General features: G+C 37.7%; 28 protein-coding genes and 1 pseudogene. 5 read left to right on the forward strand and 24 right to left on the reverse strand.

The window, feature by feature from the left end; all coding sequences use genetic code 11:
• Window positions 1-118 precede the first annotated feature (118 nt).
• The 11 genes from N5B56_RS12675 to N5B56_RS12725 form a co-directional block, all read right to left on the reverse strand.
• Window positions 119-1,108: a 2-hydroxyacid dehydrogenase gene (locus tag N5B56_RS12675; protein ID WP_260979125.1), complete on the reverse strand. Its 990-nt coding sequence runs from the start codon at window positions 1,106-1,108 to the stop codon at window positions 119-121.
• A 340-nt stretch (window positions 1,109-1,448) separates the two neighbouring features.
• The gene (locus tag N5B56_RS12680) at window positions 1,449-1,748 is read right to left on the reverse strand and encodes a LiaF transmembrane domain-containing protein (protein ID WP_022088241.1); all 300 of its coding nucleotides are present in this window, start codon (window positions 1,746-1,748) and stop codon (window positions 1,449-1,451) included.
• Window positions 1,749-1,761: 13 nt separating this feature from the next.
• Entirely contained in the window at window positions 1,762-2,379 is a 618-nt protein-coding gene (locus tag N5B56_RS12685) for a hypothetical protein (RefSeq protein ID WP_118565872.1), read from the reverse strand.
• On the reverse strand, window positions 2,360-2,911 hold the full coding sequence (locus tag N5B56_RS12690) for a hypothetical protein (protein ID WP_260979126.1): 552 nt from the start codon (window positions 2,909-2,911) through the stop codon (window positions 2,360-2,362). The genes N5B56_RS12685 and N5B56_RS12690 overlap by 20 nt, the downstream gene beginning before the upstream one ends.
• Window positions 2,908-3,426: an RNA polymerase sigma factor gene (locus N5B56_RS12695; protein ID WP_117910398.1), complete on the reverse strand. Its 519-nt coding sequence runs from the start codon at window positions 3,424-3,426 to the stop codon at window positions 2,908-2,910. The genes N5B56_RS12690 and N5B56_RS12695 overlap by 4 nt, the downstream gene beginning before the upstream one ends.
• A 262-nt stretch (window positions 3,427-3,688) precedes the next feature.
• Window positions 3,689-4,879, reverse strand: a complete 1,191-nt coding sequence (locus tag N5B56_RS12700; protein ID WP_139639702.1) for a site-specific integrase — start codon at window positions 4,877-4,879, stop codon at window positions 3,689-3,691.
• 77 nt (window positions 4,880-4,956) lie between these two features.
• Window positions 4,957-5,160, reverse strand: a complete 204-nt coding sequence (locus N5B56_RS12705) for an excisionase (RefSeq protein WP_004613735.1) — start codon at window positions 5,158-5,160, stop codon at window positions 4,957-4,959.
• A gap of 374 nt (window positions 5,161-5,534) precedes the next feature.
• On the reverse strand, window positions 5,535-5,777 hold the full coding sequence (locus N5B56_RS12710) for a helix-turn-helix domain-containing protein (RefSeq protein ID WP_008787631.1): 243 nt from the start codon (window positions 5,775-5,777) through the stop codon (window positions 5,535-5,537).
• Complete coding sequence (locus tag N5B56_RS12715) at window positions 5,767-6,195, reverse strand: RNA polymerase sigma factor (RefSeq protein ID WP_008787630.1); 429 nt, start codon at window positions 6,193-6,195, stop codon at window positions 5,767-5,769. Before N5B56_RS12715 ends, N5B56_RS12710 begins: the two co-directional genes overlap by 11 nt.
• Window positions 6,196-6,474: 279 nt before the next feature.
• A complete protein-coding gene (locus tag N5B56_RS12720; RefSeq protein WP_008787629.1) occupies window positions 6,475-6,699 on the reverse strand; it encodes a hypothetical protein in 225 nt (74 codons plus the stop codon).
• Between the two features lie 31 nt (window positions 6,700-6,730).
• Window positions 6,731-7,156 (reverse strand): hypothetical protein, encoded by a 426-nt coding sequence (locus tag N5B56_RS12725; RefSeq protein ID WP_008787628.1) that lies wholly within the window; start codon window positions 7,154-7,156, stop codon window positions 6,731-6,733.
• Between N5B56_RS12725 and N5B56_RS12730 the strand changes: the two genes are divergently transcribed.
• From N5B56_RS12730 to N5B56_RS12750, 5 genes and pseudogenes are all read left to right on the forward strand, one after another.
• Complete coding sequence (locus tag N5B56_RS12730) at window positions 7,131-7,415, forward strand: topoisomerase C-terminal repeat-containing protein (protein WP_008787627.1); 285 nt, start codon at window positions 7,131-7,133, stop codon at window positions 7,413-7,415. The two genes, N5B56_RS12725 and N5B56_RS12730, sit on opposite strands and share 26 nt — an antisense overlap.
• Before the next feature lie 191 nt (window positions 7,416-7,606).
• Window positions 7,607-7,776 (forward strand): annotated as a pseudogene (locus tag N5B56_RS12735) (MLS leader peptide).
• Between the two features lie 48 nt (window positions 7,777-7,824).
• On the forward strand, window positions 7,825-7,908 hold the full coding sequence (locus N5B56_RS12740) for a 23S rRNA methyltransferase attenuation leader peptide (RefSeq protein ID WP_001814874.1): 84 nt from the start codon (window positions 7,825-7,827) through the stop codon (window positions 7,906-7,908).
• 124 nt (window positions 7,909-8,032) lie between these two features.
• Entirely contained in the window at window positions 8,033-8,770 is a 738-nt protein-coding gene (gene erm(B) / locus N5B56_RS12745) for a 23S rRNA (adenine(2058)-N(6))-methyltransferase Erm(B) (protein ID WP_001038792.1), read from the forward strand.
• Between the two features lie 145 nt (window positions 8,771-8,915).
• Window positions 8,916-9,200: a topoisomerase C-terminal repeat-containing protein gene (locus tag N5B56_RS12750; RefSeq protein WP_428979617.1), complete on the forward strand. Its 285-nt coding sequence runs from the start codon at window positions 8,916-8,918 to the stop codon at window positions 9,198-9,200.
• Between the two features lie 177 nt (window positions 9,201-9,377).
• On the opposite strand, the gene N5B56_RS12755 is transcribed toward N5B56_RS12750, so the two are convergent.
• The 13 genes from N5B56_RS12755 to N5B56_RS12815 all read right to left on the reverse strand — a co-directional run bounded on the left by N5B56_RS12755 (window position 9,378) and on the right by N5B56_RS12815 (window position 19,590).
• Window positions 9,378-9,794, reverse strand: a complete 417-nt coding sequence (locus N5B56_RS12755) for a hypothetical protein (RefSeq protein WP_008787625.1) — start codon at window positions 9,792-9,794, stop codon at window positions 9,378-9,380.
• Window positions 9,791-9,994, reverse strand: coding sequence for a helix-turn-helix transcriptional regulator (locus tag N5B56_RS12760; protein ID WP_008787624.1), 204 nt, complete (start codon window positions 9,992-9,994; stop codon window positions 9,791-9,793). Before N5B56_RS12760 ends, N5B56_RS12755 begins: the two co-directional genes overlap by 4 nt.
• Window positions 9,995-10,094: 100 nt before the next feature.
• Window positions 10,095-11,006 (reverse strand): conjugal transfer protein, encoded by a 912-nt coding sequence (locus tag N5B56_RS12765; protein ID WP_008787623.1) that lies wholly within the window; start codon window positions 11,004-11,006, stop codon window positions 10,095-10,097.
• 17 nt (window positions 11,007-11,023) lie between these two features.
• Complete coding sequence (locus N5B56_RS12770) at window positions 11,024-12,031, reverse strand: bifunctional lytic transglycosylase/C40 family peptidase (RefSeq protein ID WP_008787622.1); 1,008 nt, start codon at window positions 12,029-12,031, stop codon at window positions 11,024-11,026.
• Complete coding sequence (locus N5B56_RS12775; RefSeq protein ID WP_008787621.1) at window positions 12,028-14,232, reverse strand: CD3337/EF1877 family mobilome membrane protein; 2,205 nt, start codon at window positions 14,230-14,232, stop codon at window positions 12,028-12,030. The genes N5B56_RS12770 and N5B56_RS12775 overlap by 4 nt, the downstream gene beginning before the upstream one ends.
• Window positions 14,232-16,682 carry a conjugal transfer ATPase TcpF gene (tcpF, locus tag N5B56_RS12780; protein ID WP_260979127.1) on the reverse strand — a complete coding sequence of 817 codons (2,451 nt, stop codon included), beginning with the start codon at window positions 16,680-16,682 and terminating at the stop codon, window positions 14,232-14,234. The genes N5B56_RS12775 and tcpF overlap by 1 nt, the downstream gene beginning before the upstream one ends.
• Window positions 16,660-17,058, reverse strand: coding sequence for a conjugal transfer protein (locus N5B56_RS12785; RefSeq protein WP_009243016.1), 399 nt, complete (start codon window positions 17,056-17,058; stop codon window positions 16,660-16,662). Before N5B56_RS12785 ends, tcpF begins: the two co-directional genes overlap by 23 nt.
• Window positions 17,059-17,174: 116 nt before the next feature.
• The gene (locus N5B56_RS12790; protein ID WP_002323345.1) at window positions 17,175-17,678 is read right to left on the reverse strand and encodes an antirestriction protein ArdA; all 504 of its coding nucleotides are present in this window, start codon (window positions 17,676-17,678) and stop codon (window positions 17,175-17,177) included.
• 17 nt (window positions 17,679-17,695) lie between these two features.
• On the reverse strand, window positions 17,696-18,199 hold the full coding sequence (locus N5B56_RS12795) for an antirestriction protein ArdA (protein ID WP_008787619.1): 504 nt from the start codon (window positions 18,197-18,199) through the stop codon (window positions 17,696-17,698).
• Complete coding sequence (locus tag N5B56_RS12800; protein WP_008787618.1) at window positions 18,118-18,414, reverse strand: hypothetical protein; 297 nt, start codon at window positions 18,412-18,414, stop codon at window positions 18,118-18,120. Before N5B56_RS12800 ends, N5B56_RS12795 begins: the two co-directional genes overlap by 82 nt.
• A gap of 109 nt (window positions 18,415-18,523) precedes the next feature.
• Window positions 18,524-19,144 carry a hypothetical protein gene (locus N5B56_RS12805; protein WP_008787617.1) on the reverse strand — a complete coding sequence of 207 codons (621 nt, stop codon included), beginning with the start codon at window positions 19,142-19,144 and terminating at the stop codon, window positions 18,524-18,526.
• A gap of 89 nt (window positions 19,145-19,233) precedes the next feature.
• The gene (locus N5B56_RS12810) at window positions 19,234-19,455 is read right to left on the reverse strand and encodes a hypothetical protein (RefSeq protein ID WP_002323342.1); all 222 of its coding nucleotides are present in this window, start codon (window positions 19,453-19,455) and stop codon (window positions 19,234-19,236) included.
• Window positions 19,456-19,590, reverse strand: coding sequence for a DUF3789 domain-containing protein (locus tag N5B56_RS12815; protein ID WP_017143882.1), 135 nt, complete (start codon window positions 19,588-19,590; stop codon window positions 19,456-19,458).
• Window positions 19,591-19,593: the final 3 nt, after the last annotated feature.

Consider the following 19,593-nt stretch of genomic DNA (forward strand, 5'->3'; position numbering starts at 1 on the left):
ATCACAATAATTTCCGACATGATTTGGACCACCCTGTTCATCTAATCCAGGTCACTTACATAAATATATCGTTTCTATTAAATTATGCGATATTGGATAAAAAGAAAAATAACATTAATTACATAACTACATTATTTTCTATTAAATTGCCATTCAAATATGACATTGCATTTTCAAATGTAGTAATACTTATCGATTCTAAAGCTTCATTAGTCAAAAATCCCTGATGCGAGGTAACTATAACATTTGGAAAAGATAATAGTCTTGCAGTAATAGAAGTTTCTAAAATATCATCTTCTCTGTTTTCAAATACATTATTTGTTTCTTCTTCATATACATCTAATCCTACACTGAAAAACTTTTTGTCTCTAATTCCATGTATTAAATCTTCTGTTCTAATTAAGGCTCCTCTTGATGTGTTTACAAGAATAACTCCATCCTTCATTTTTGCTATACTACTTTTATTTATCATATGATAAGACTCTTCTGTAAGTGGACAGTGCAATGAAATTAAGTCGCTGTCATTTAATAACTTATCTAATTCCAGATATTCTACAAAATCTAATTCGGGATTTTTATACAAATCATATGCAATAACTTTCATTCCAAATCCTCTGCATATTCTGCACATCGTTGCTCCTATTTTTCCTGTTCCTATTATTCCTGCTATCTTTCCATGCAAATTTGTTCCTGTAAGTCCTGTAAGACTAAAATTATTTTCTCTAACCTTTATATAACTTTTATGAATTCTTCTGCTCGAAGCTAAAGCCAAAGCCATTGCATGTTCCGCAACTGCTTCAGGTGAATATCCCGGGACTCTCATAACTGTTATATTTTTCTTTTTTGCTTCTTCTAAATCTACATTATTAAATCCCGCACATCTTAATAAAACAAGTTCAACGCCGTTTTTACTTAGACAATCTATTGTTTCTTTTCCTACATCCGAACTTACAAATGCACAGATTGCCTTGTACCCTTTTGCTAAATTTGCAGTTTTTGAATTAATATCTGTATCTGTATATTCAATTTCTATTTCCGGATATTTTTCCGTAACTTTTTCAAATGAATCCCTATCATATTTTTTTGTATCATAAAATAATATTCTCATAATTATCTCATGTCTCCTTCTTAATTGATTTTATTATCTAGTATTTTCATTTTTTTTCATAATATACAACACTAAAATAACAAGCATCCAAATTACTTATGCTACAACAAAAGACTTACTTAAACTTTACCAACTATTAAACCTGACAATTAATTTGTAAATTAATCTGAAAATTAATTATTTGGTAATTAGCCAAATAACTAAATATAGCCGGTCGTTTGCATCCCCGACCGGTTATATTTAAAATTTACTTTTATTTATCTTTTACAATACATTTAAAATATCTTATACTAAAACACTTCTTTATATTTAACCTATTAGCCTCAAATAATATTACACATTACAACTGAATATATTGAGGATAATTGTCCATCAAAAATTCCACACCTGCCATCCCCATCGCAAATAGGATAAGAAAACATATCATAAACATTCCACCAATATCATACTTGAAATGTTTGTCATTAAATCTTAAAGTATAATATATAATTTCTCCTCCTAACATAATCAGCATAATTGGCCACATATGAAAAATAAATGCATAATTAAAACTTTTAAATATTGTTTTAATTAAAAATAACACACCAAAAAGTATCAGGCTTATTCCAAATGTAAATGTACCTACTCTTCTTTCCTTCATTTCTTATTCCCCCTTAATCGCTTAATATTTCATCATTTGCTTCTTTTTCATTTTCAATAAAATTATCTTCAATAATTTCTGAATCGCCATCTAACTTTGTATTATCTATACTTACATTTTCTTCGTATATTGATTTTCTTTTTCCTTTAATTAAATAAATTCCAGCTCCAATTATTAACACTGAAAATACTAATTTAGGTAACGCATATCTAATTAATCCAAATACAGTATTATCTAAATCTATTCCTAACTGATAGCAAAAACTAATCGCACCATTATACAAGGAATTTATTCCTATAAGTATTAATATCACTGCTGCTATAATTCTTACTTTTTTAACATTAAATTTAAGTTCATCCGTGTTCTTGATTATTAACCAATCATCCTCTAATTTTGAAAACTCATCCGCTGACAATGAATTTTTATTTAATGCATCAAAAAAAGCATAAAACCATATAACAGGAAGTGCAAATGCAATTGCATCAACTCCAATCAAAGAAATAATAGCACAGCATCCCATAAATATGGACATTAAACTAATTCCCTGTTTAAAAAATCCTAAATACATCTGCCCTGCACCAGGTATACATGCCAGGCAAAAATTCCAAAATTTACTTCTTTGCTTTTTCATCTTTATACACTCCTTTATCAAATTCTAAATTTTCGGCTATTCCTCCGGATATATTTTTCATTCCGGCTCCTATCTTTTCCGTATACTGCTGTAACATTCTCGATATCGAAAATTTGTTATTTAACTGTTTCATTGTTTCTATTTTAGTTCCGACTAAATTTGGCTTAATTGAATCCATATTAAACACCATAAGTACAGCAATTCCTGCAGCAGCAACAACCTTTGAGCTATACAAAATAAGTTCTGTTTTCCTATTTTTATATTTGTTTAACGGAATAATATTTGCTTTTGTCTTATGTATTTCACCGTTTGTTTTTATAATTTTCTGATTTTTTTCATCATTTATTTTTTCTTTTATTTCATATTTTAAATTATCAGTTGGTGAAATTAACTCCTCAACAGGAAAAAGATTTGCAAATTTTTCTGCACATACCAAGCACTGTGACACGTGATTTAACAAATTGATTTCTTCATTTTGTTCTAATTTGTGATTATAATATGAAATTATTTCTTCATCTTTTAAATGATTCATCGCAGTTCCTCCTTATCCCATTGTGTTCTAAGAACCTTTCTTACTCTCCTTATCTGAGTTTGCACCGTATGTACATTAGCATTTATATGTTCTGCTATTTCCTTAGCCGTTTTCCCTTTATAAAAATATTCATAGGCAACGGTTTTGTATGGTTCTTTAAGTCTATTACAGCATTTTTCTAATTGTTCCATAACAACTATTTCCATAACTTGCTTCTCTGCTGAATCAACCGGTGGGCTTCCTCTTTCAAGTTCTTCATCCTCACTTGGCATTGTTCTTCTCTCAGCTCTTTTCAAATGGTCCAGACACTTATTTGTAGCTACCCTTGTAATGTATGCTTTTTCATTTTTCTCATCAAAGGATTCCATAACTTTGTAAACTGAAATAAAAGTTTCCTGTGTTAAATCCTGAGCATCAAAATAATTATTCGTCATTCGATAGCATATTGAAAAAACCAATTTCTCATATTTAGTTAATAAATCTTCAAAATAACTATTTTGATATATCTCTTCCAAAATTTAGCACTCCTTTCCTTATTTACCCCTCTATAATATATAACGATTTAGCAAAACAAAAGTATTCAATTTTTTTATTTTTATTTAAAAAACTTACTAAATTTCTGATTATCTTTTCATAAGTTGGTAAATGCCGATATATCCCGTATTTTAGGGCTTTATCGGTATTTTCTTTTTGGAAGATACCTTGCATAAGCTGGCATTTACCAGCATGAAAATGCAACCAAAAGTAGTAAATGAGTAGTAAATATAAGCTCCGATATTAACAAGCCAGTCTTTCCAGTTCCGCTTTTGCAGATTGAAATGTACCGTGTGCGTAATAGCCAAGTGTCATGGTTATGTTAGCGTGTCCCATGAGATATTGCAGGGTGTTTGGGTTCATTCCTCTATTTGCCATATTCGTACAATAAGTATGCCTGAATGAATGTGGTGTGATGTTCGGTAACTTATCCGTGTGATACTTGTTATATTTCTTAATCAATCCTCGCACCATACCCTCATAGTTTCCTGCAACTTTAGGCAAGCCCTCACGGTTTAAGAATAGGAAATTGCTGTAACCACCTACAATCAGCGGTTGTGCTTTTCCTCTGCTCTTTAGTATTCTTTGGATTGCTTGATAAGCCCGTTCTGTCAATGGAAGTTCCCGTTTTCCGTTTTTGGTCTTTGGTGTTTCAATATAGTAGCCTATTTCGCTATCTTTCAATAGCTGGTGGTCTATATTGAGTATTCTGTTCTGCATATCAATATGCGTCGTCAGTCCGCAAAATTCAGAAATACGAAGTCCCGTTTCCAGCAGAAGCACAACCTCATCATAATACTTGCTGTAAATCTTGTCCTTTTCCATAAAGGCAAGCAGGCGTTCTTCCTGCTCTGGTGTAAGGATAACTTTCTGCTCCGTATCATCTTCCAGAACATCACTTAGCTTAAATTCAAACGGGTTCTTTCTGATACAGTCGTCTTGTATCGCCATGTAAAATGACGCTTTCAAGGAACGCTTATAGTTATCAATCGTTTTATAGGCATATCCTTTTTCAATCATTCTGATAGCCCATTCTTTAGCGTCCGATTGCTTCACAGTATCAATCGCCCTCATACCCAACGGGTCGTTTTTCAGAGCGTTCATAAGATACTGTCGTCCTTTTTCAGTAGCCCTTTTGATGTTCTTTCTTTGGCTGTTCTTCTTGTCGTAGAGCTGGCAGACTGTCATTTTACCGCCGACTGTGTCGATACCGTCGTTAAGGTCTTTTTTTATCTGTGCTTCTTTTTCCCTCAACGATATATCATCACGCTTTCCAGCAGGTGTCTTGTCTGTCGGTACAAGTTTCCAAGAATAGACAAATTGTGGCTTTCCGTATATATCGGTATATTTATAAACGTATCTTCCGTCTTTTCGCTGGCTCTCTCCATTACGCAAATTGCGATTTTTACCGTCTTTTCGTTTTACATTAGACATAGTGTAAAGCTCCTTTCCGTCATGGAATGAGCCGTGATACGCTATATTTATTATACCATATCTACGGCTCAATGACATTAGATTTCGTCCAATGTATCTATGATTTTTTCAAATTGTTTTCGCTTAATCTGAATACGGTTACCGTTCACGATAACCCAGCCAGCGTCAATATTTTCTTCGGCTAATTTACGCAATTTCTTTTCGCCAATGCGGAAGTATTTGGACGCTTCTTCAATCGTCAGCGTATATTTTTCCCAGATAGGCACATCAGTATTGTTCATAATCTATGCACCCCCTTTACTGTGTGTCATTTTTTACAAGCAGGCAGACGGCTTTGGAAAGCTCCGTTAGTATCTCAACTATTCCCATTCTTGTGGGCAGAACCGCACCATGCGGACGTATCATTATTCTGTGAGGATAGGTCGTGGCAAAACGACTTTTCCAACAGTCGCTCTCGGATCACTGCGTGGGTCGCTCGCTTTCTTTTGAAAAGGTCGTGGCGTACAGTCCCCGTGGCTCGCTATCTCACAAACGTATCTGTCTGCTTTATTCAGTTGTCAAAGAGCTGTGGCGAAAGCGTGTTGCTTTCATGTAAAAGCAGGGGCAGAGCAGGAAAGAGGGGATTGAACAAATCATGCTCTGCGGTTACTGCTTGTTATTCTTCGGTTTCTAAAGGAATATCAAAGTCCAAAATCATTTTGATAAGTGCTTCTCTGATACGTCCTTTTAATTCCATGTCTACGACTATGCAGACATTACCATATTTGTCGTAGAACGGACGCAAACAACATTTTGATATGTACGGGTCATACAACGCCAGTATCTTTTCAATCGCATTTACGTTGCCGTCCACAGCCGACGAAATAAGGTAAAATGACGGGCGTGTGTTATTCATCATTCATGTTCTCCTTTAATTTTTTCTTGATTTCTTCAAGTGAGTTCTTCCTACTGCGGAACGACGTTGAACGGTTAATCTTTAATCTGTCGCCGATTTCTGTATCGCTCATGCCTAAGAAGAAATACATCAACAAGATTTCTCTGTCTTTTTCAGACAGATACTTAATCGCTTCTGCTAAATCATCATCAAGGACACGAACCTCAATACCACATACATCAAAGGCGGTATAATCGCTTTCGTATTCGTCCCAGACTGCCAGCTTTTCTACGACGATTTCTGGAAGTTCACAATAGGAAATTTCCTTATTTCTTCGTCGCTTTAATTCTTTGCGATAATTACGGACAATGCCTTTCACTACACGTTTGAGCTTGCAGTCAAATTGACATTGTATTGTCTTTTGGAAGTCCGACGGTTTCATATCATCACACCCCCTTTCCGTTATGACGTGAAAAGTGTTTATCCCTCTTTCCGCACCATATCTGTACAGCAAGGTGTGATTTGTTGCATGATTTTGAAAAAAAATGAAAAAATTTTTTCGGGTACAAAAAAAGCCCGCACAAAACATATAGTCTGTACGAGCTATTAAAGCTGTGAGATATTCAGTTGTTAATAAAATGCTGTTAGGTAGTGTATGACCGTATAAGATTATGCTTAAAACTTTCCATGACACAAGCCCCCTTACAGCACTTGATTTCTATTAAACTTTTGTCTTTTTTGTAATCTTGTAAATATATTCTTCTGGAGTAGGGCGTTTATTTCCAAAATACTTTCTGAAATTCTCCTGCACTTCTGGGTCGGTGCTGTTCATAGCTTCATCAATCGTCGCTTCAATATCAGCTCGAACATCAGCTAATGACACACCGCCAGCTTTTGCACCAGCTTTCAATGCTTTTTTAATATCTCGTTTTTTAAGTCCTATCATAGTATTACCTCGTCACAATTTACTGAATGTTTTAGAAATGTTTTTCAAAATGCTTATATAGAATAATCCCTAAAAATGTTTGCAGTAGGAATAAACCAAATATAATGCCTATAATCCATGCTTCAATATGAAGTAACGCAAGTACAAAAGCAACAAACAAGTACACGAAAGTCATTAACTGATATACTAAAGAACCAGCTTTCATTCTTAAAAATATTTTTCTTTCATCAACATTATTGATGTGATTTTCTCTATTTATATTTTGTAATTTTTCTTTATTTTTTGGCATTTCATAATAACAAATTTTCAATAATTGAACACCAGAAGCAAAAGCTAAACCGAACCCCATTGCGTAAAAAAGTGTAGCGTAATAATCAGTATCAATAACGAAATATCCAAAACATATAAAGATTATACCTATAATAATCTCAATGATAAATGATAATTTTTTCTTCATTGTTAATTCCACCTTTCAAAAGACTACATTTTCTGTATTAAAAAAATCGTTTTATGGTTGTTCAAATTATCCTGAATGTAAGTTTACTTTAGCTGAACATTTTAGAAAGAAAAAACTAACCAAAACGAATGTAAAAGAATTACTGGAGGGAAAAGAAACCCTGGTAAAAGGAATCAAAAACAAAGAGAAAAAGCCCTACAATGCCGTTGTAAAAATTGGGGAAAAGGGATATATTGATTTTATATCTTTCTCAAAATAAACATAAAAGCCCTTTAAAGAGGGCTTTTATATATTAATCACAAATCACTTATCACAAATCACAAGTGATTTGTGATTGTTGATGATAAAATAAGAATAAGAAGAAATAGAAAGAAGTGAGTGATTGTGGGAAATTTAGGCGCACAAAAAGAAAAACGAAATGATACACCAATCAGTGCAAAAAAAGATATAATGGGAGATAAGACGGTTCGTGTTCGTGCTGACTTGCACCATATCATAAAAATCGAAACAGCAAAGAATGGCGGAAACGTAAAAGAAGTTATGGAAATAAGACTTAGAAGCAAACTTAAGAGTGTGTTGATATTGCAGTATCTTAAAATTTTGTGTATAATAGGAATTGAAGTTAAATTAGATGCTAAAAATTTGTAATTAAGAAGGAGGGATTCGTCATGTTGGTATTCCAAATGCGTAATGTAGATAAAACATCTACTGTTTTGAAACAGACTAAAAACAGTGATTACGCAGATAAATAAATACGTTAGATTAATTCCTACCAGTGACTAATCTTATGACTTTTTAAACAGATAACTAAAATTACAAACAAATCGTTTAACTTCTGTATTTATTTACTGATGTAATCACTTCAGGAGTGATTACATGAACAAAAATATAAAATATTCTCAAAACTTTTTAACGAGTGAAAAAGTACTCAACCAAATAATAAAACAATTGAATTTAAAAGAAACCGATACCGTTTACGAAATTGGAACAGGTAAAGGGCATTTAACGACGAAACTGGCTAAAATAAGTAAACAGGTAACGTCTATTGAATTAGACAGTCATCTATTCAACTTATCGTCAGAAAAATTAAAACTGAACATTCGTGTCACTTTAATTCACCAAGATATTCTACAGTTTCAATTCCCTAACAAACAGAGGTATAAAATTGTTGGGAGTATTCCTTACCATTTAAGCACACAAATTATTAAAAAAGTGGTTTTTGAAAGCCATGCGTCTGACATCTATCTGATTGTTGAAGAAGGATTCTACAAGCGTACCTTGGATATTCACCGAACACTAGGGTTGCTCTTGCACACTCAAGTCTCGATTCAGCAATTGCTTAAGCTGCCAGCGGAATGCTTTCATCCTAAACCAAAAGTAAACAGTGTCTTAATAAAACTTACCCGCCATACCACAGATGTTCCAGATAAATATTGGAAGCTATATACGTACTTTGTTTCAAAATGGGTCAATCGAGAATATCGTCAACTGTTTACTAAAAATCAGTTTCATCAAGCAATGAAACACGCCAAAGTAAACAATTTAAGTACCGTTACTTATGAGCAAGTATTGTCTATTTTTAATAGTTATCTATTATTTAACGGGAGGAAATAATTCTATGAGTCGCTTTTTTAAATTTGGAAAGTTACACGTTACTAAAGGGAATGGAGATAAATTATTAGATATACTACTGACAGCTTCCAAGAAGCTAAAGAGGTCCCTAGCGCCTACGGGGAATTTGTATCGATAAGGGGTACAAATTCCCACTAAGCGCTCGGGACCCCTTGTAGGAAAATGTCCTAAGTGTGGCAACAATATTGTATTAAAAAAATCGTTTTATGGTTGTTCAAATTATCCTGAATGTAAGTTTACTTTAGCTGAACATTTTAGAAAGAAAAAACTAACCAAAACGAATGTAAAAGAATTACTGGAGGGAAAAGAAACCCTGGTAAAAGAAATCAAAAACAAAGAGAAAAAGCCCTACAATGCCGTTGTAAAAATTGGGGAAAAGGGATATATTGATTTTATCTCTTTTTCAAAATAAACATAAAAGCCCTTTAAAGAGGGCTTTTATATATTAATCACAAATCACTTATCACAAATCACAAGTGATTAATCACAAATCACTTGTGATTTGTGATTCTTAATGATACAATATTACTATACAAAAAAAGAATGGGGCGTAGTTATGGAGAAGGAAAAACTAAAAATACTTGAAGAATTAAGACGTATTTTTATCTAAATAACGAGCTGTTATAACCCATGTAATTTGTCCGATAGCAATAACTCCTGCTATCGAAAAAAACACAACTTTACTCATATATCCCATAAAGACAAGAGCAAATAATACAAGAACCAATAATGTAAGTGTTACTTTATAAGCATTCGCAAGAGAAGCATTAGTAATTGCGATATTTCTTTCATCATTTTCTAATATTTGCATTTCTTTTGTTGGCTTACTGAATATATCACAACCCATAAAAATCAATATTATTCCAATAAGCGTTGTACCATAGACAACCAAATCTGGACGAGGTACGGGCAATAGTTGGTGTACGCCTAAACCATAAGTTAGTAAACCACCTAAAAAGATTATTACACCGATAAATAATTCAACTTTTTGTATCTTATGTTTCATTTGCTTTCCTCCTCATAAATAAATATTTCTTCAATACTCATTTGAAAGTACCTTGCAATTTTAAAAGCTAAGATAATAGAGGGATTGTAGCGTCCATTTTCTAAAGAGCCTATTGTTTGACGAGATACTTCAAGAGCAGTCGCTAAATCTTCTTGTTTAATACCTCTTTGTTTTCGTAATTCTTCTAAACGATTTTTCACAACATACCCCTTTCTTGAACAAATGGAAAGTTTGCTTTCCTTTTCTAATCTTATGATACTCCTGCAAGTAAAGAATGTCAAGCAAACTTTCCATATTTTATTATCCTACAATCTTCCAGTTGCTATCCTTATGTAGCACAAGTTCATACTGCGATATTTGTGTAGCCTTTGTCTGATTATCAAGGAATTTCACAGCAACTTTGACTTTCACATTGTCCCCGTCCTTTGTAAAGATAGGGTTTACCAGTTCAGCATAAATGTAGTCCCTGCCGATAGGCTCAAGCACATTTCCCGATACATAGTAGGCAAGCTCTTTTTCTGTGGCTGTCGGGTACAGCTTAAAGAATGTTTCAAGAAATGCAGTAGCGTCATTGACGGTATCAGCGTCTACACTTGCATTTGCTTCTGGTGTCTTAGGCTCATAATCTGATTTCTCGATTGCTGGTGCAAGGGTAGGGTTCTGAACGATTACCATATCCCCGTCAGCGTCTACATGGACTTTTACGGTATAGGTTGCTTTCACATTGCTTGTCTGTTCTCCCTCTTTTATCTGCTGATCCACTTCGTAGGTAGCAGAAAAAGTGTCCGTTCCCGACTGTTCAATACTCCATACAATCACATCTGTAACTGTGGAGCTGGTCGGTATATCGGTTCTAATGGTATCCACATTCAAGTCCTGCAATTCCTTTGTCAGATAACCGCTGATTGCCTGCGTCCTTGCTTCAATCGCTTCTTTGCTGTTACTCCATGTGTAGTAGGGCTTTGCAAAGTTCTTCACAAAATTTTCTATCCCGTTGGTGTCCTGCAAGCGAAGCTCTATGATTTCTTTTTCATGGGTCGTGTGCTGGTCGATAGCCGTAAAATTCTTATACGCCCCAAAGCTCACGCTTGCGATAAGCACCACCCACAATGCAATCACGGATTTTTTATGTGTGCCTACCTTGAAAGTACGCACCTTTTTTTCTTTGGGTTCTTTGATAGTTTCTGTCTGTTTCTTATTCTTTCTAAACATGATGAAATCCTCACTTTCTATTGTTTTACTCGTCCTGCACCGATTAAGTGCTGTTGCCAGTAACTACTACTTAGGTCTGCATATCCTATCGGGTCGCCTGCGTGGTACATCTGTGTCGGCGAAACAAGAATACCGACGTGTGTTACATAACTTCCAGCGTTATAGGTAGAATGGAAAAATACCAAGTCCCCAGCCTTTGCCTGCGAAAGTGGAAGATGTTGGGTTGCGTCATACTGTGCTTGTGCGGTTCTCGGTAAGGAGATACCAGCTTTTCCATAGCACCATTGCGTCAGTCCCGAACAGTCAAAAGAAGTGTTGGGATTGCTACCGCCATACACATATTTCCAGCCTTGATATTTTAACGCTTCATTCATGACCTTTTGTGCCAGCTCTCCCGATACCTGCGGAACAGTTAAATACTGATTGACTAATTCGACGTAAAATTGATTGCCATACTGATACCGCCAACCCCCGTTCTTCGCAACGGCTATCGGGTTGGTGTAGGTTACTTTCTTTCCACCCGATTTCTCACGGGCGAAGCTCTCTGCAAGGTTAAAGGTGTGTTTCTTTCCTTTTCCTGCCACATATCCCACATAACCACCGCCATAGTTATAGGACTGTATCGCTACATTCAAATCGTCGATACCTTGATTTTTACAGGAAGAAAGCAGGGACGCAAAATACTTACACCCCTGCTTGATTGAGCTTTCCGTATCTAAAGAGTTGGGCGGTAAACCAAGACTTTCTGAACTCTGCATAACATCTTCTGCCGTACCGCCACTTTCTACTTGAATGATAGCCAGTAGCACGTTGACATACTCGGAGATACCGTTTTCTCTGGCGTATTTTTCCACCATAGGCTGATGTTTCAAGACTTCTGCGGATAAATTCATACCCGTAATGCCAGAAGAAAAGTTGCTGTTCTCGTCGTCGCTGTCCGCACTAATGAGGACACCAAAGAAAAGGACTATGGAAAAGAGGATAGGAAACAGACTGCCAATAAGAGCGATATGTTTCAGTTTCATTTTTTCTTCTGTCCTTTCTTCGTTACAAGGTTACGGTTCTTTTCGGTATGTTCCGTTGTACGCTTTGATTGTTCAAAGGTCTGTTTCTTTGTAGTACGCTCTGCTTTGTAATTCTGGCGTGTTTCCTGCGATACTACTTTTTCTACATTCTGCCTATGTACTGGCTGTGCAGGCTGGGTCGCTTTCTTATCAGAAGCACCAGAAGATAACGGACGCTCTTTCACAACATTTGTCTTGACTGGTTCACTTGCTTTTGAAGTGGTCGCTGTGGCAGGACGTTTCACTTCCTGCATTTTTTCCGCACTCGGCTTTGGAATGGTTGAAGCTGTGGCTGGTCGCTCATGGGGACGGGTAGCTCCCGTTGTCGCTGATCCGTCCGTCTTTCTTTGTCTTGCTTCTTGTGCCTTTTGAAGCTCCATACGTTTGTCAGCGATATTCTGTCTATGCTGTTCCTGCTTTTCCAAGCGTCCCGTCTGTCTGGACTGCTGTTCCTGCACCATGCCACGCTTGAAGTCTGATACGCTGGACTTTGCCTTTTCCTTTGCGGAATACACCGCATAAGCGGTCTGTGTCGGCATATCCTTGATATTCTCTTTGACAGCGTTAGCCTTGTCTTTCACTTTATTTTTCGTATCTAAGACAGCACCCACCTTTGAGCCTGCACGCTGTCCCATGCTGGAAGTGGTATTGCCCCGATTTTCTTTAGAAGCCGTATTTTTTCTTTCGGCTCTCTTGCCAGCAACGGCACTTCCAGCTACCGCACCAGCCACACCACCCGAAATACCGCCAGCACTTACCGCCCTTGCAATACGGTGTTCCATACGCCTAGCCCTATGTCGCATAAACAGATACGGTCTGCGGAAAATTCTTCGTCCCATGTTTTGACTGTCGCCAGCATTAAGTGAGAACATACTCATTAAGTCGCCCAGTTTCATATAGATACCAGCAAAACACACTATCTGCAAGAACGCCACCATAAAGAACGGGTAGTCTGTGGAGATGTTATAAAACATACTGGAAATGCTGAACGCCACCGTTACAATGAGCGTTATTCCTGCCCGTGTCATTATGGTATTAAATACCCTCACGATTGCCTGCTTTGCCATGCTTTCATAGCTCGGTATCATGGAAAGTAGAAAGCTGATAGGTAAAAACATTGCAAAGATAATAAAGAGTATCTGGCTGAACAACATCATACCCGTAAGCAAGAATACAAATATCGTGATACCTAAGTTAAAGAATAGCAGGAAGAACACCATACCTAAACGGTTTACGACCTGCGGTATCGTCAGATTGTTGTTGTCATTGTCCTCGATTTCTGTTTTCACGACTTCCTCTCTGGTCTTGCCGTCCTCGTCCTCTGGACTTACTGATACCAGAGCTTCTACACGGTCTGTCCCGATTTCCTCTGCGTTGCTGTTACCAAATTGAAGCAAGAGCCACGGCTGTTCCACTTGAATGGAAAACAAGCTGTCCCGTATCAAGTCCACGCTGTCCTTGCCCTCGCTGTCAGAGTTGGGGAGCATGATTTTTGTTCCCAAGTCCAAAGAAGCGGTACTGATGTCTGATGAAAATTCATTTATCTTCTTGATGTAATCGGGAGCGTAGGCAATAAAGGAAGCGGACAACACGAACACCACCACAAAGTTAATAACAGCGTGAAGTGCCTTGCTGGTTTCGCGTTTGATAAGTCCCGTATAGGCAACATAAAGTCCCACTATTAAGATAATGAGAAGCAGGAAACCGACATAGAAGCCCGTAGAAGAAAAGCCGTTCTCGGTAACGCCTGCAAGGGTCTGTATGCTTTGTCCGATACTGTCTGCCATATCGTTAATAAAATCAAGTTTGTATGCTTCCTGCACCACATAGCCCGTAGCATTGCTTAAATAAAGGCTTATCGTCCAGACAAAATTGGTAATGCAGTAAAGTCCGTACTGCACCGATTTTCCGATACCGTCCAGCCAGTTCCATGGCAACCACGACCAGCTATTATCCACATAAAAATCAAGCTGGTAATTCGACAGCGGATATTTTGAGTAAAGATTTTCTGCGTTTATGGTATCGTCCACAAGCCCCGTCGCATGAGCCACCGTCCCCAGAAGTGAGAGCAGGATAAGGGAGAGTGCCACGACAAACAGAGCCATTTTGAGAAAGTGAAGTATCTTCCTTTTTGTGAACGCACCTTTTATCCTTTCTTTCATCACTCCACCTCATTTCTCTGTACGGGCGGTCTGGTATCAAAGGCGTGTAGCAGTTCTTCAAAGACTGGGTGTATCTGCACCACACCGACACGCCCGTATAAGTCCTGCAATAAGCATTGTCCGTTCTCCAAATCACGCAAGCGTTTCTGGTTGTTCTCGTCGTCCTTGTCGATACCGAAAAATTCTAAGGTCTGCTTTATCTCGTTGATGTCAGTAGAACGAAAGGCAAACTTCAAGCCGATATTGTTTTTCAGACTTTCCTTTGACACGTCGCCAGAAGATTGTGTAACAAAATAGACGCCTGCCTGCATAGCTCGTCCAGCACGCACCAGCTTATTTGATAAAGTTTCGCCTTGTGCCACATTTAAGAACGCCCACGCTTCGTCAAGGTCTACAATCTTAAAAATGCTTCTGTCTGAATGGATAAAATCAAGGGCAAAGGTACTAATCACAATCAGCATAGACACCGACAATAATTCAATGGTCGTGTATTCCTCAAATGTTGTATCCTTATCTGGTAATACTAAGTCCGCTACTTGAATGATATTGAGTTGGTTATCCAGACTGATTGCATTTTCCACCGTACCGTCTGAAAACAGCAGGTGTGCAAAGTCGTAGTCCGTGAAGCTGTCGATATGTTCTGCGATATTTCTTGATATGGGTGTATCTTCACGGCGTAGCTCGTCTATCACATGGAGCAAGCCCCGACTGTCGCTCTGGGTAACGGAGCGTACCGCCTTACGAAGTACAGGGAATTTTTCGCCGTCCCTAGAGGAAATACCCGTAAGGAATGTTAAGATGTCGATTGCCAGACTTTCAGCGTCTTTTACATTCTTCATAATCACGAACGGGTCAAGAAGTCCTGCATTGTCCTTGTCGCTGGTAAGGTTTACGCTATTGATTTCATGGGCGATTTCTGGGAGCGTTTCTTTCCAGTTGCCCCTCTCAGCTTTGGGGTCTAAAATGACTGCTTGACCGCCAAACAGCACCGCATAATATACCAGAAGATTGTTGCAGAATGACTTTCCACCGCCAAGCGAACCGACAAAAGCAGAAGCAAGAGCGTTTGTTACTGTACCTTTTACACCCTGCGAAGCTAACGACGGTTGCAGGTACACATTTCTTCCCGTATCAACGGAATAGCCCATATAGATACCCGTAGTTTCCCCTAACTGCTGGGTCGCACCAAAACCAAGACCTGCCAAGAAATCTGATTTTACATACTGCACGTAGTCATTGATATATCGCTTGCTGGCAGGAAGAAATTCAGAATGAAGCCCCAGCATATCCCCAGCAGGACGCACCAGCTTTACATTGAGGTCGTCGTAAAAATCTTTGACTTCATCACAACGGCGTTTTAATTCGTCCAAATCATCAGCCGATACACGCACTACATAAGAGAGCTTATACATACTTTCTTTTGTCTGGTCTAAGTCCGTTTCCAGCTCATCCACGCTGTCTAATGCGTCCACCACATTTGAGCTTGTTTCACTTCCTGCTTGATAAGCGTGATTGTCAAGGTCTTTCAATTCCTTTTTCTTGTTGCGGACGGTTGTTAATGCTTTACGGTTCTCCACGATTTCTACATTCATAGAAGTATCAACGGGGAATGTGAATTGCTGTTGCTGGAAATAGAAGATTTCAGACGACGGAAAATCAAGCTCGCCAACAATCGCATTGACGGTAAAGTAGGACACATAGCTTTCCCTGTCCTCATGTTCCAATCGCAAATACCGCTGGCTTTCCTCAATCACACACCTTGTCGGACGGATAAGGTCGTAGTATTTTATCAGCGTTTCTTTCTGTAATTTCTTCTTTGGTAGCTGGTACTCATAATCTTCATAGGCGATACCGTCCCTGCCGTAAAGATGTTCCATGAGATACCCAAAATCATGGATTTCCAAGCGACGCACCTTAAAGCGACGGGAGATTTTATTTTCCAGCAACTTTTCCATTTTCATATAACGGTTGATTTCATCATTCGGCATGGAAACAAAGTCATTCATCAGCGTGTGGTTCACTTCATGGAGAAATTCCTTGAATGTCAGCCACGCCGATTTTTTGATGTTCTTCAGATTGAGCTGTTCTTCCGTAACCATGAGCTTAAAGCCAAGAAAAAAGCGGTAGTCCACTTGATTGTCCCCAATCATTGATACTAACGCTTCGGTCTGTTCGTCTATCTTCTGGCAGGCAACTTCCTTTAATTTCCCCGTAACCAGCTTCTTTGACTGCTCCTGCATACTTCGTATTGAGCTTTCCGTTGCAATCTGCAACGCATGAATTTTTCCCTCACGGGACTGTGCGATAAGCTGTCGGAAACTGTCATGCACGATAAATTTCTGCTCTGCGGATAGGAAAGAATAGTTGTATGGTATCAGCTCATAATAAGCAAACACCTCATTGTCCTTATTCCAGACAAGGTTATTGTCAATATATTTTATCGGGAACATAGTTCACACTCCTTACTGCCGTGATTGTTTCATTGAGTATCTGCTTATGCAGTTTTACGGCTTTTCCTGCATAAGTGATTTTCGGTCGCAGGGCATAGGTTATCTGTGATTTCAAAAAGCTGTACGGCTTCTTTCCGTCAAAGGTTTTCTGCGACATAAACCATGTGAGAGCAACGGGAATACCAAAGTATTTGAGAAATGCTCCCTCAATCATGGAAAGTGGGGGAATATCCCCAAACAGAATAATGAGAAATTCCGTAATCACAAACCATGTAATCTGTGTAAAGGTAACGGGAAAGGGTAAGTTAAAGTCATTGATTGCATACAAGACTTTTTCCACGTTCCAGATACCCGTATAAGATTTAATCTTTTTCAAGTTCTTTCAGCTCCTTTCGTAAGTTTCTAAATAGAAAAGGACAGCCATTTTCAGACTGTCCCTTAAAGAGAAATACGCTGTCAGTAACAACAATGCTTGTCGCTGATCTTCCAGCGTTAATATGGTATCTCGCACATACCTCGGCTTGTTTCAATAAAGCAACCGCCCATATCCAAATCTCGCCCGTAGGCTTCATAGTCAATGTAATTCTGTAAGCTGGGTGGAATGTCCCCAAGTGCCTGCAATTCGTCTATGTAGTAATAGGCAACGTCTGTCATAGTTTCACAGTCGGGATAATAATAAATATCGTCCTTGTGTTCCACGACTTCTTCCAGCGTCCCGTAGTGGCTGATAAATTCGTCCAGACACTCTACAATATAGTCGGGAAGTTCCTCTATCATTTCATACATCTCATTGAGTTCTTCAATGGAAACATACTCGCCAATCGCAATGGGGAAGTTGTCGGTATCATGGATAGCGTATTCCTCATACTGTTCATTCAAGCCGATTTTTTCTTTCACATCTTCCTCGTCAATGGGGAACGTGAACCAAGCACCGACTAAATAGCCCTCATTGTATTTGCCAAGATTAGCAATGTAAACCGCCATATCATCAATCATAAGCACCACCTCATTTCCTACTCTGGCAGTTCAAAGATACCGTGTTCTGTTACTAAAAATTTCCCGTGTTCCTGCAAGTGAGAAGCGTAGGCTTCAAAGTCAAAGTAATATTCTTGACAGTCCTCGGATAAATGCTTAAATGTCGGGTCGTTCATCAGCTTTTGCCTTGCAACATCTATCATGCTTTTGCAGTCGGGATAAACCGTAATCACGTTCCTGCAAATATAAAGTGCTTCTAAATTTTCATACACGGTAAGAAGTGATACATATTCTTCCTGCATATCGCTTGAAAGCTGGCGGTACATAAAATCTAATTCGTTGAGCTGGTACACGCTTGTATGTTCGTGGACTTCATCAGCAAAGGGCAGTACCTTTTCGATAATGCGGTAATCCCCACTTTCTGCACCGACACCTAACTTTTCTTCAAACTCTGCAACATCTATCGGCAGGTCAAACCAGTATGATGTTGTTTCTTCGCCAGTTGTTCCTTTCGTTTCCACCAGCACCCTTGTTTCCTGCATTGTTCCTCACGTCCTTTCTGTTGTTTCATCACATCTTGTAAGGTCTGGTACGACATACCAAACACATATTTAGAAAAATCTTCTAACTGTCTTTCTTCATAATCGGCAGGGTTCAGTCGTTTCATTTCCTGCCACACCTTACGCTTGTAAGAGGGCAGGTCGGAAATATAATCACAGCCGACTTTCGTCTGCATATCCTTAAAAATATCGCTCATTTCATCACTCCAATCTAAAATTTAGGTAAGAAAAAAGCAGTCAATCCTAAGACTAACTGCTTTGTGTGTATGGATATGAAATTGTCAAACTGGGATTTATCAATATAAACTACCATGGAAAAATATAATAAAATACCAAAGTACTTAATACAATTCCGACAATATACATTTTTCTATAGTTTACTTTTTTGAAAAATATTATGGTAAACACAACAGCTCCTATAATATCCATTAACAACTGAAATAGGAATGTTTGATGTTCCAAAAAATAAATAAAAACTGCTATTGTTTCAGCAAATAATGCTCCTACTGGTAAAGAATATAATACTGAACTAAAAATATGTTCCCTATTCCAATAGTACAGAATAAATGCTGCTATTGCACAAGCGATTGACCAAACAGTAAACAATATGAATAGCCCAAAGCGGAATCCGCCGGAAAACATAGGTATAAACATTCCTAATATTGCTTGTAAAGCATAAAAACTTAATGTCATTCCAAACATATACAAGAACGAACTAATTCCTGCACAAATATTTGAGGTGCTTAACATAACGATGATAGTATTGGTAATAATCCAAAAACCAAACAATGTTTGAGGTGATGAAAAACTCCATAGTGTATCTGCGGGAAAATAATCTAACAGTCTACATATACACCCTACTAATATACCAATTACAAATATCGCTGTATAAGACTTATATGTATTTCTTAGTTTTATATTTGACACAATAGTTTTCCTCCTAAGTTCAAATTCATATTTGTCGTTTTCTTCATATCCATATTATATCACTCACATATTAGCACTACAATAAAATTTTATGCACCGATAATCTTGTTGAACAGCTCTAACAGTACATCTTTCACACCGCCGGCATTGAATACCAAGCCGACAGCAATCAAGGCAACTACCAAGAAGCCAATGAGCTTTGAAAACTCACGCTTGAACCCTAAGTAGATACCGATAACCACAATCGCCATAAGCACTAAGCTCTGTGCGTTTGATAAAAACCATTGATATAAATTTTGTCCGAAATTCATTTAATTGTCCTCGCTTTCTTTTAATTGTTCCATTTCATAGTCAGCTTCTTTGCCGACATTCAAAATACACATCAAGACTACGCCGATACCCATTCCCATAGATACCAGCAGGAAGTCTTTTAATAATACCCACATTTT

The sequence above is a fragment of the Eubacterium album genome, from assembly GCF_025336545.1.
GTDB lineage: Bacteria > Bacillota > Clostridia > Lachnospirales > Lachnospiraceae > Eubacterium_U > Eubacterium_U album.

Bases quoted from the DNA above. Each gene is read 5' to 3' on its own strand.
- N5B56_RS12675 (WP_260979125.1), bottom strand. From the start codon at position 1,108: ATGAGAATATTATTTTATGATACAAAAAAATATGATAGGGATTCATTT.
- N5B56_RS12680 (WP_022088241.1), bottom strand. From the start codon at position 1,748: ATGAAGGAAAGAAGAGTAGGTACATTTACATTTGGAATAAGCCTGATA.
- N5B56_RS12685 (WP_118565872.1), bottom strand. From the start codon at position 2,379: ATGAAAAAGCAAAGAAGTAAATTTTGGAATTTTTGCCTGGCATGTATA.
- N5B56_RS12690 (WP_260979126.1), bottom strand. From the start codon at position 2,911: ATGAATCATTTAAAAGATGAAGAAATAATTTCATATTATAATCACAAA.
- N5B56_RS12700 (WP_139639702.1), bottom strand. From the start codon at position 4,879: ATGTCTAATGTAAAACGAAAAGACGGTAAAAATCGCAATTTGCGTAAT.
- N5B56_RS12705 (WP_004613735.1), bottom strand. From the start codon at position 5,160: ATGAACAATACTGATGTGCCTATCTGGGAAAAATATACGCTGACGATT.
- N5B56_RS12710 (WP_008787631.1), bottom strand. From the start codon at position 5,777: ATGATGAATAACACACGCCCGTCATTTTACCTTATTTCGTCGGCTGTG.
- N5B56_RS12715 (WP_008787630.1), bottom strand. From the start codon at position 6,195: ATGAAACCGTCGGACTTCCAAAAGACAATACAATGTCAATTTGACTGC.
- N5B56_RS12720 (WP_008787629.1), bottom strand. From the start codon at position 6,699: ATGATAGGACTTAAAAAACGAGATATTAAAAAAGCATTGAAAGCTGGT.
- N5B56_RS12730 (WP_008787627.1), top strand. From the start codon at position 7,131: ATGATAAATGATAATTTTTTCTTCATTGTTAATTCCACCTTTCAAAAG.
- N5B56_RS12725 (WP_008787628.1), bottom strand. From the start codon at position 7,156: ATGAAGAAAAAATTATCATTTATCATTGAGATTATTATAGGTATAATC.
- N5B56_RS12740 (WP_001814874.1), top strand. From the start codon at position 7,825: ATGTTGGTATTCCAAATGCGTAATGTAGATAAAACATCTACTGTTTTG.
- N5B56_RS12755 (WP_008787625.1), bottom strand. From the start codon at position 9,794: ATGAAACATAAGATACAAAAAGTTGAATTATTTATCGGTGTAATAATC.
- N5B56_RS12765 (WP_008787623.1), bottom strand. From the start codon at position 11,006: ATGTTTAGAAAGAATAAGAAACAGACAGAAACTATCAAAGAACCCAAA.
- N5B56_RS12770 (WP_008787622.1), bottom strand. From the start codon at position 12,031: ATGAAACTGAAACATATCGCTCTTATTGGCAGTCTGTTTCCTATCCTC.
- N5B56_RS12775 (WP_008787621.1), bottom strand. From the start codon at position 14,232: ATGAAAGAAAGGATAAAAGGTGCGTTCACAAAAAGGAAGATACTTCAC.
- tcpF (WP_260979127.1), bottom strand. From the start codon at position 16,682: ATGTTCCCGATAAAATATATTGACAATAACCTTGTCTGGAATAAGGAC.
- N5B56_RS12790 (WP_002323345.1), bottom strand. From the start codon at position 17,678: ATGATTGATGATATGGCGGTTTACATTGCTAATCTTGGCAAATACAAT.
- N5B56_RS12795 (WP_008787619.1), bottom strand. From the start codon at position 18,199: ATGCAGGAAACAAGGGTGCTGGTGGAAACGAAAGGAACAACTGGCGAA.
- N5B56_RS12800 (WP_008787618.1), bottom strand. From the start codon at position 18,414: ATGAGCGATATTTTTAAGGATATGCAGACGAAAGTCGGCTGTGATTAT.
- N5B56_RS12810 (WP_002323342.1), bottom strand. From the start codon at position 19,455: ATGAATTTCGGACAAAATTTATATCAATGGTTTTTATCAAACGCACAG.
- N5B56_RS12815 (WP_017143882.1), bottom strand. From the start codon at position 19,590: ATGTGGGTATTATTAAAAGACTTCCTGCTGGTATCTATGGGAATGGGT.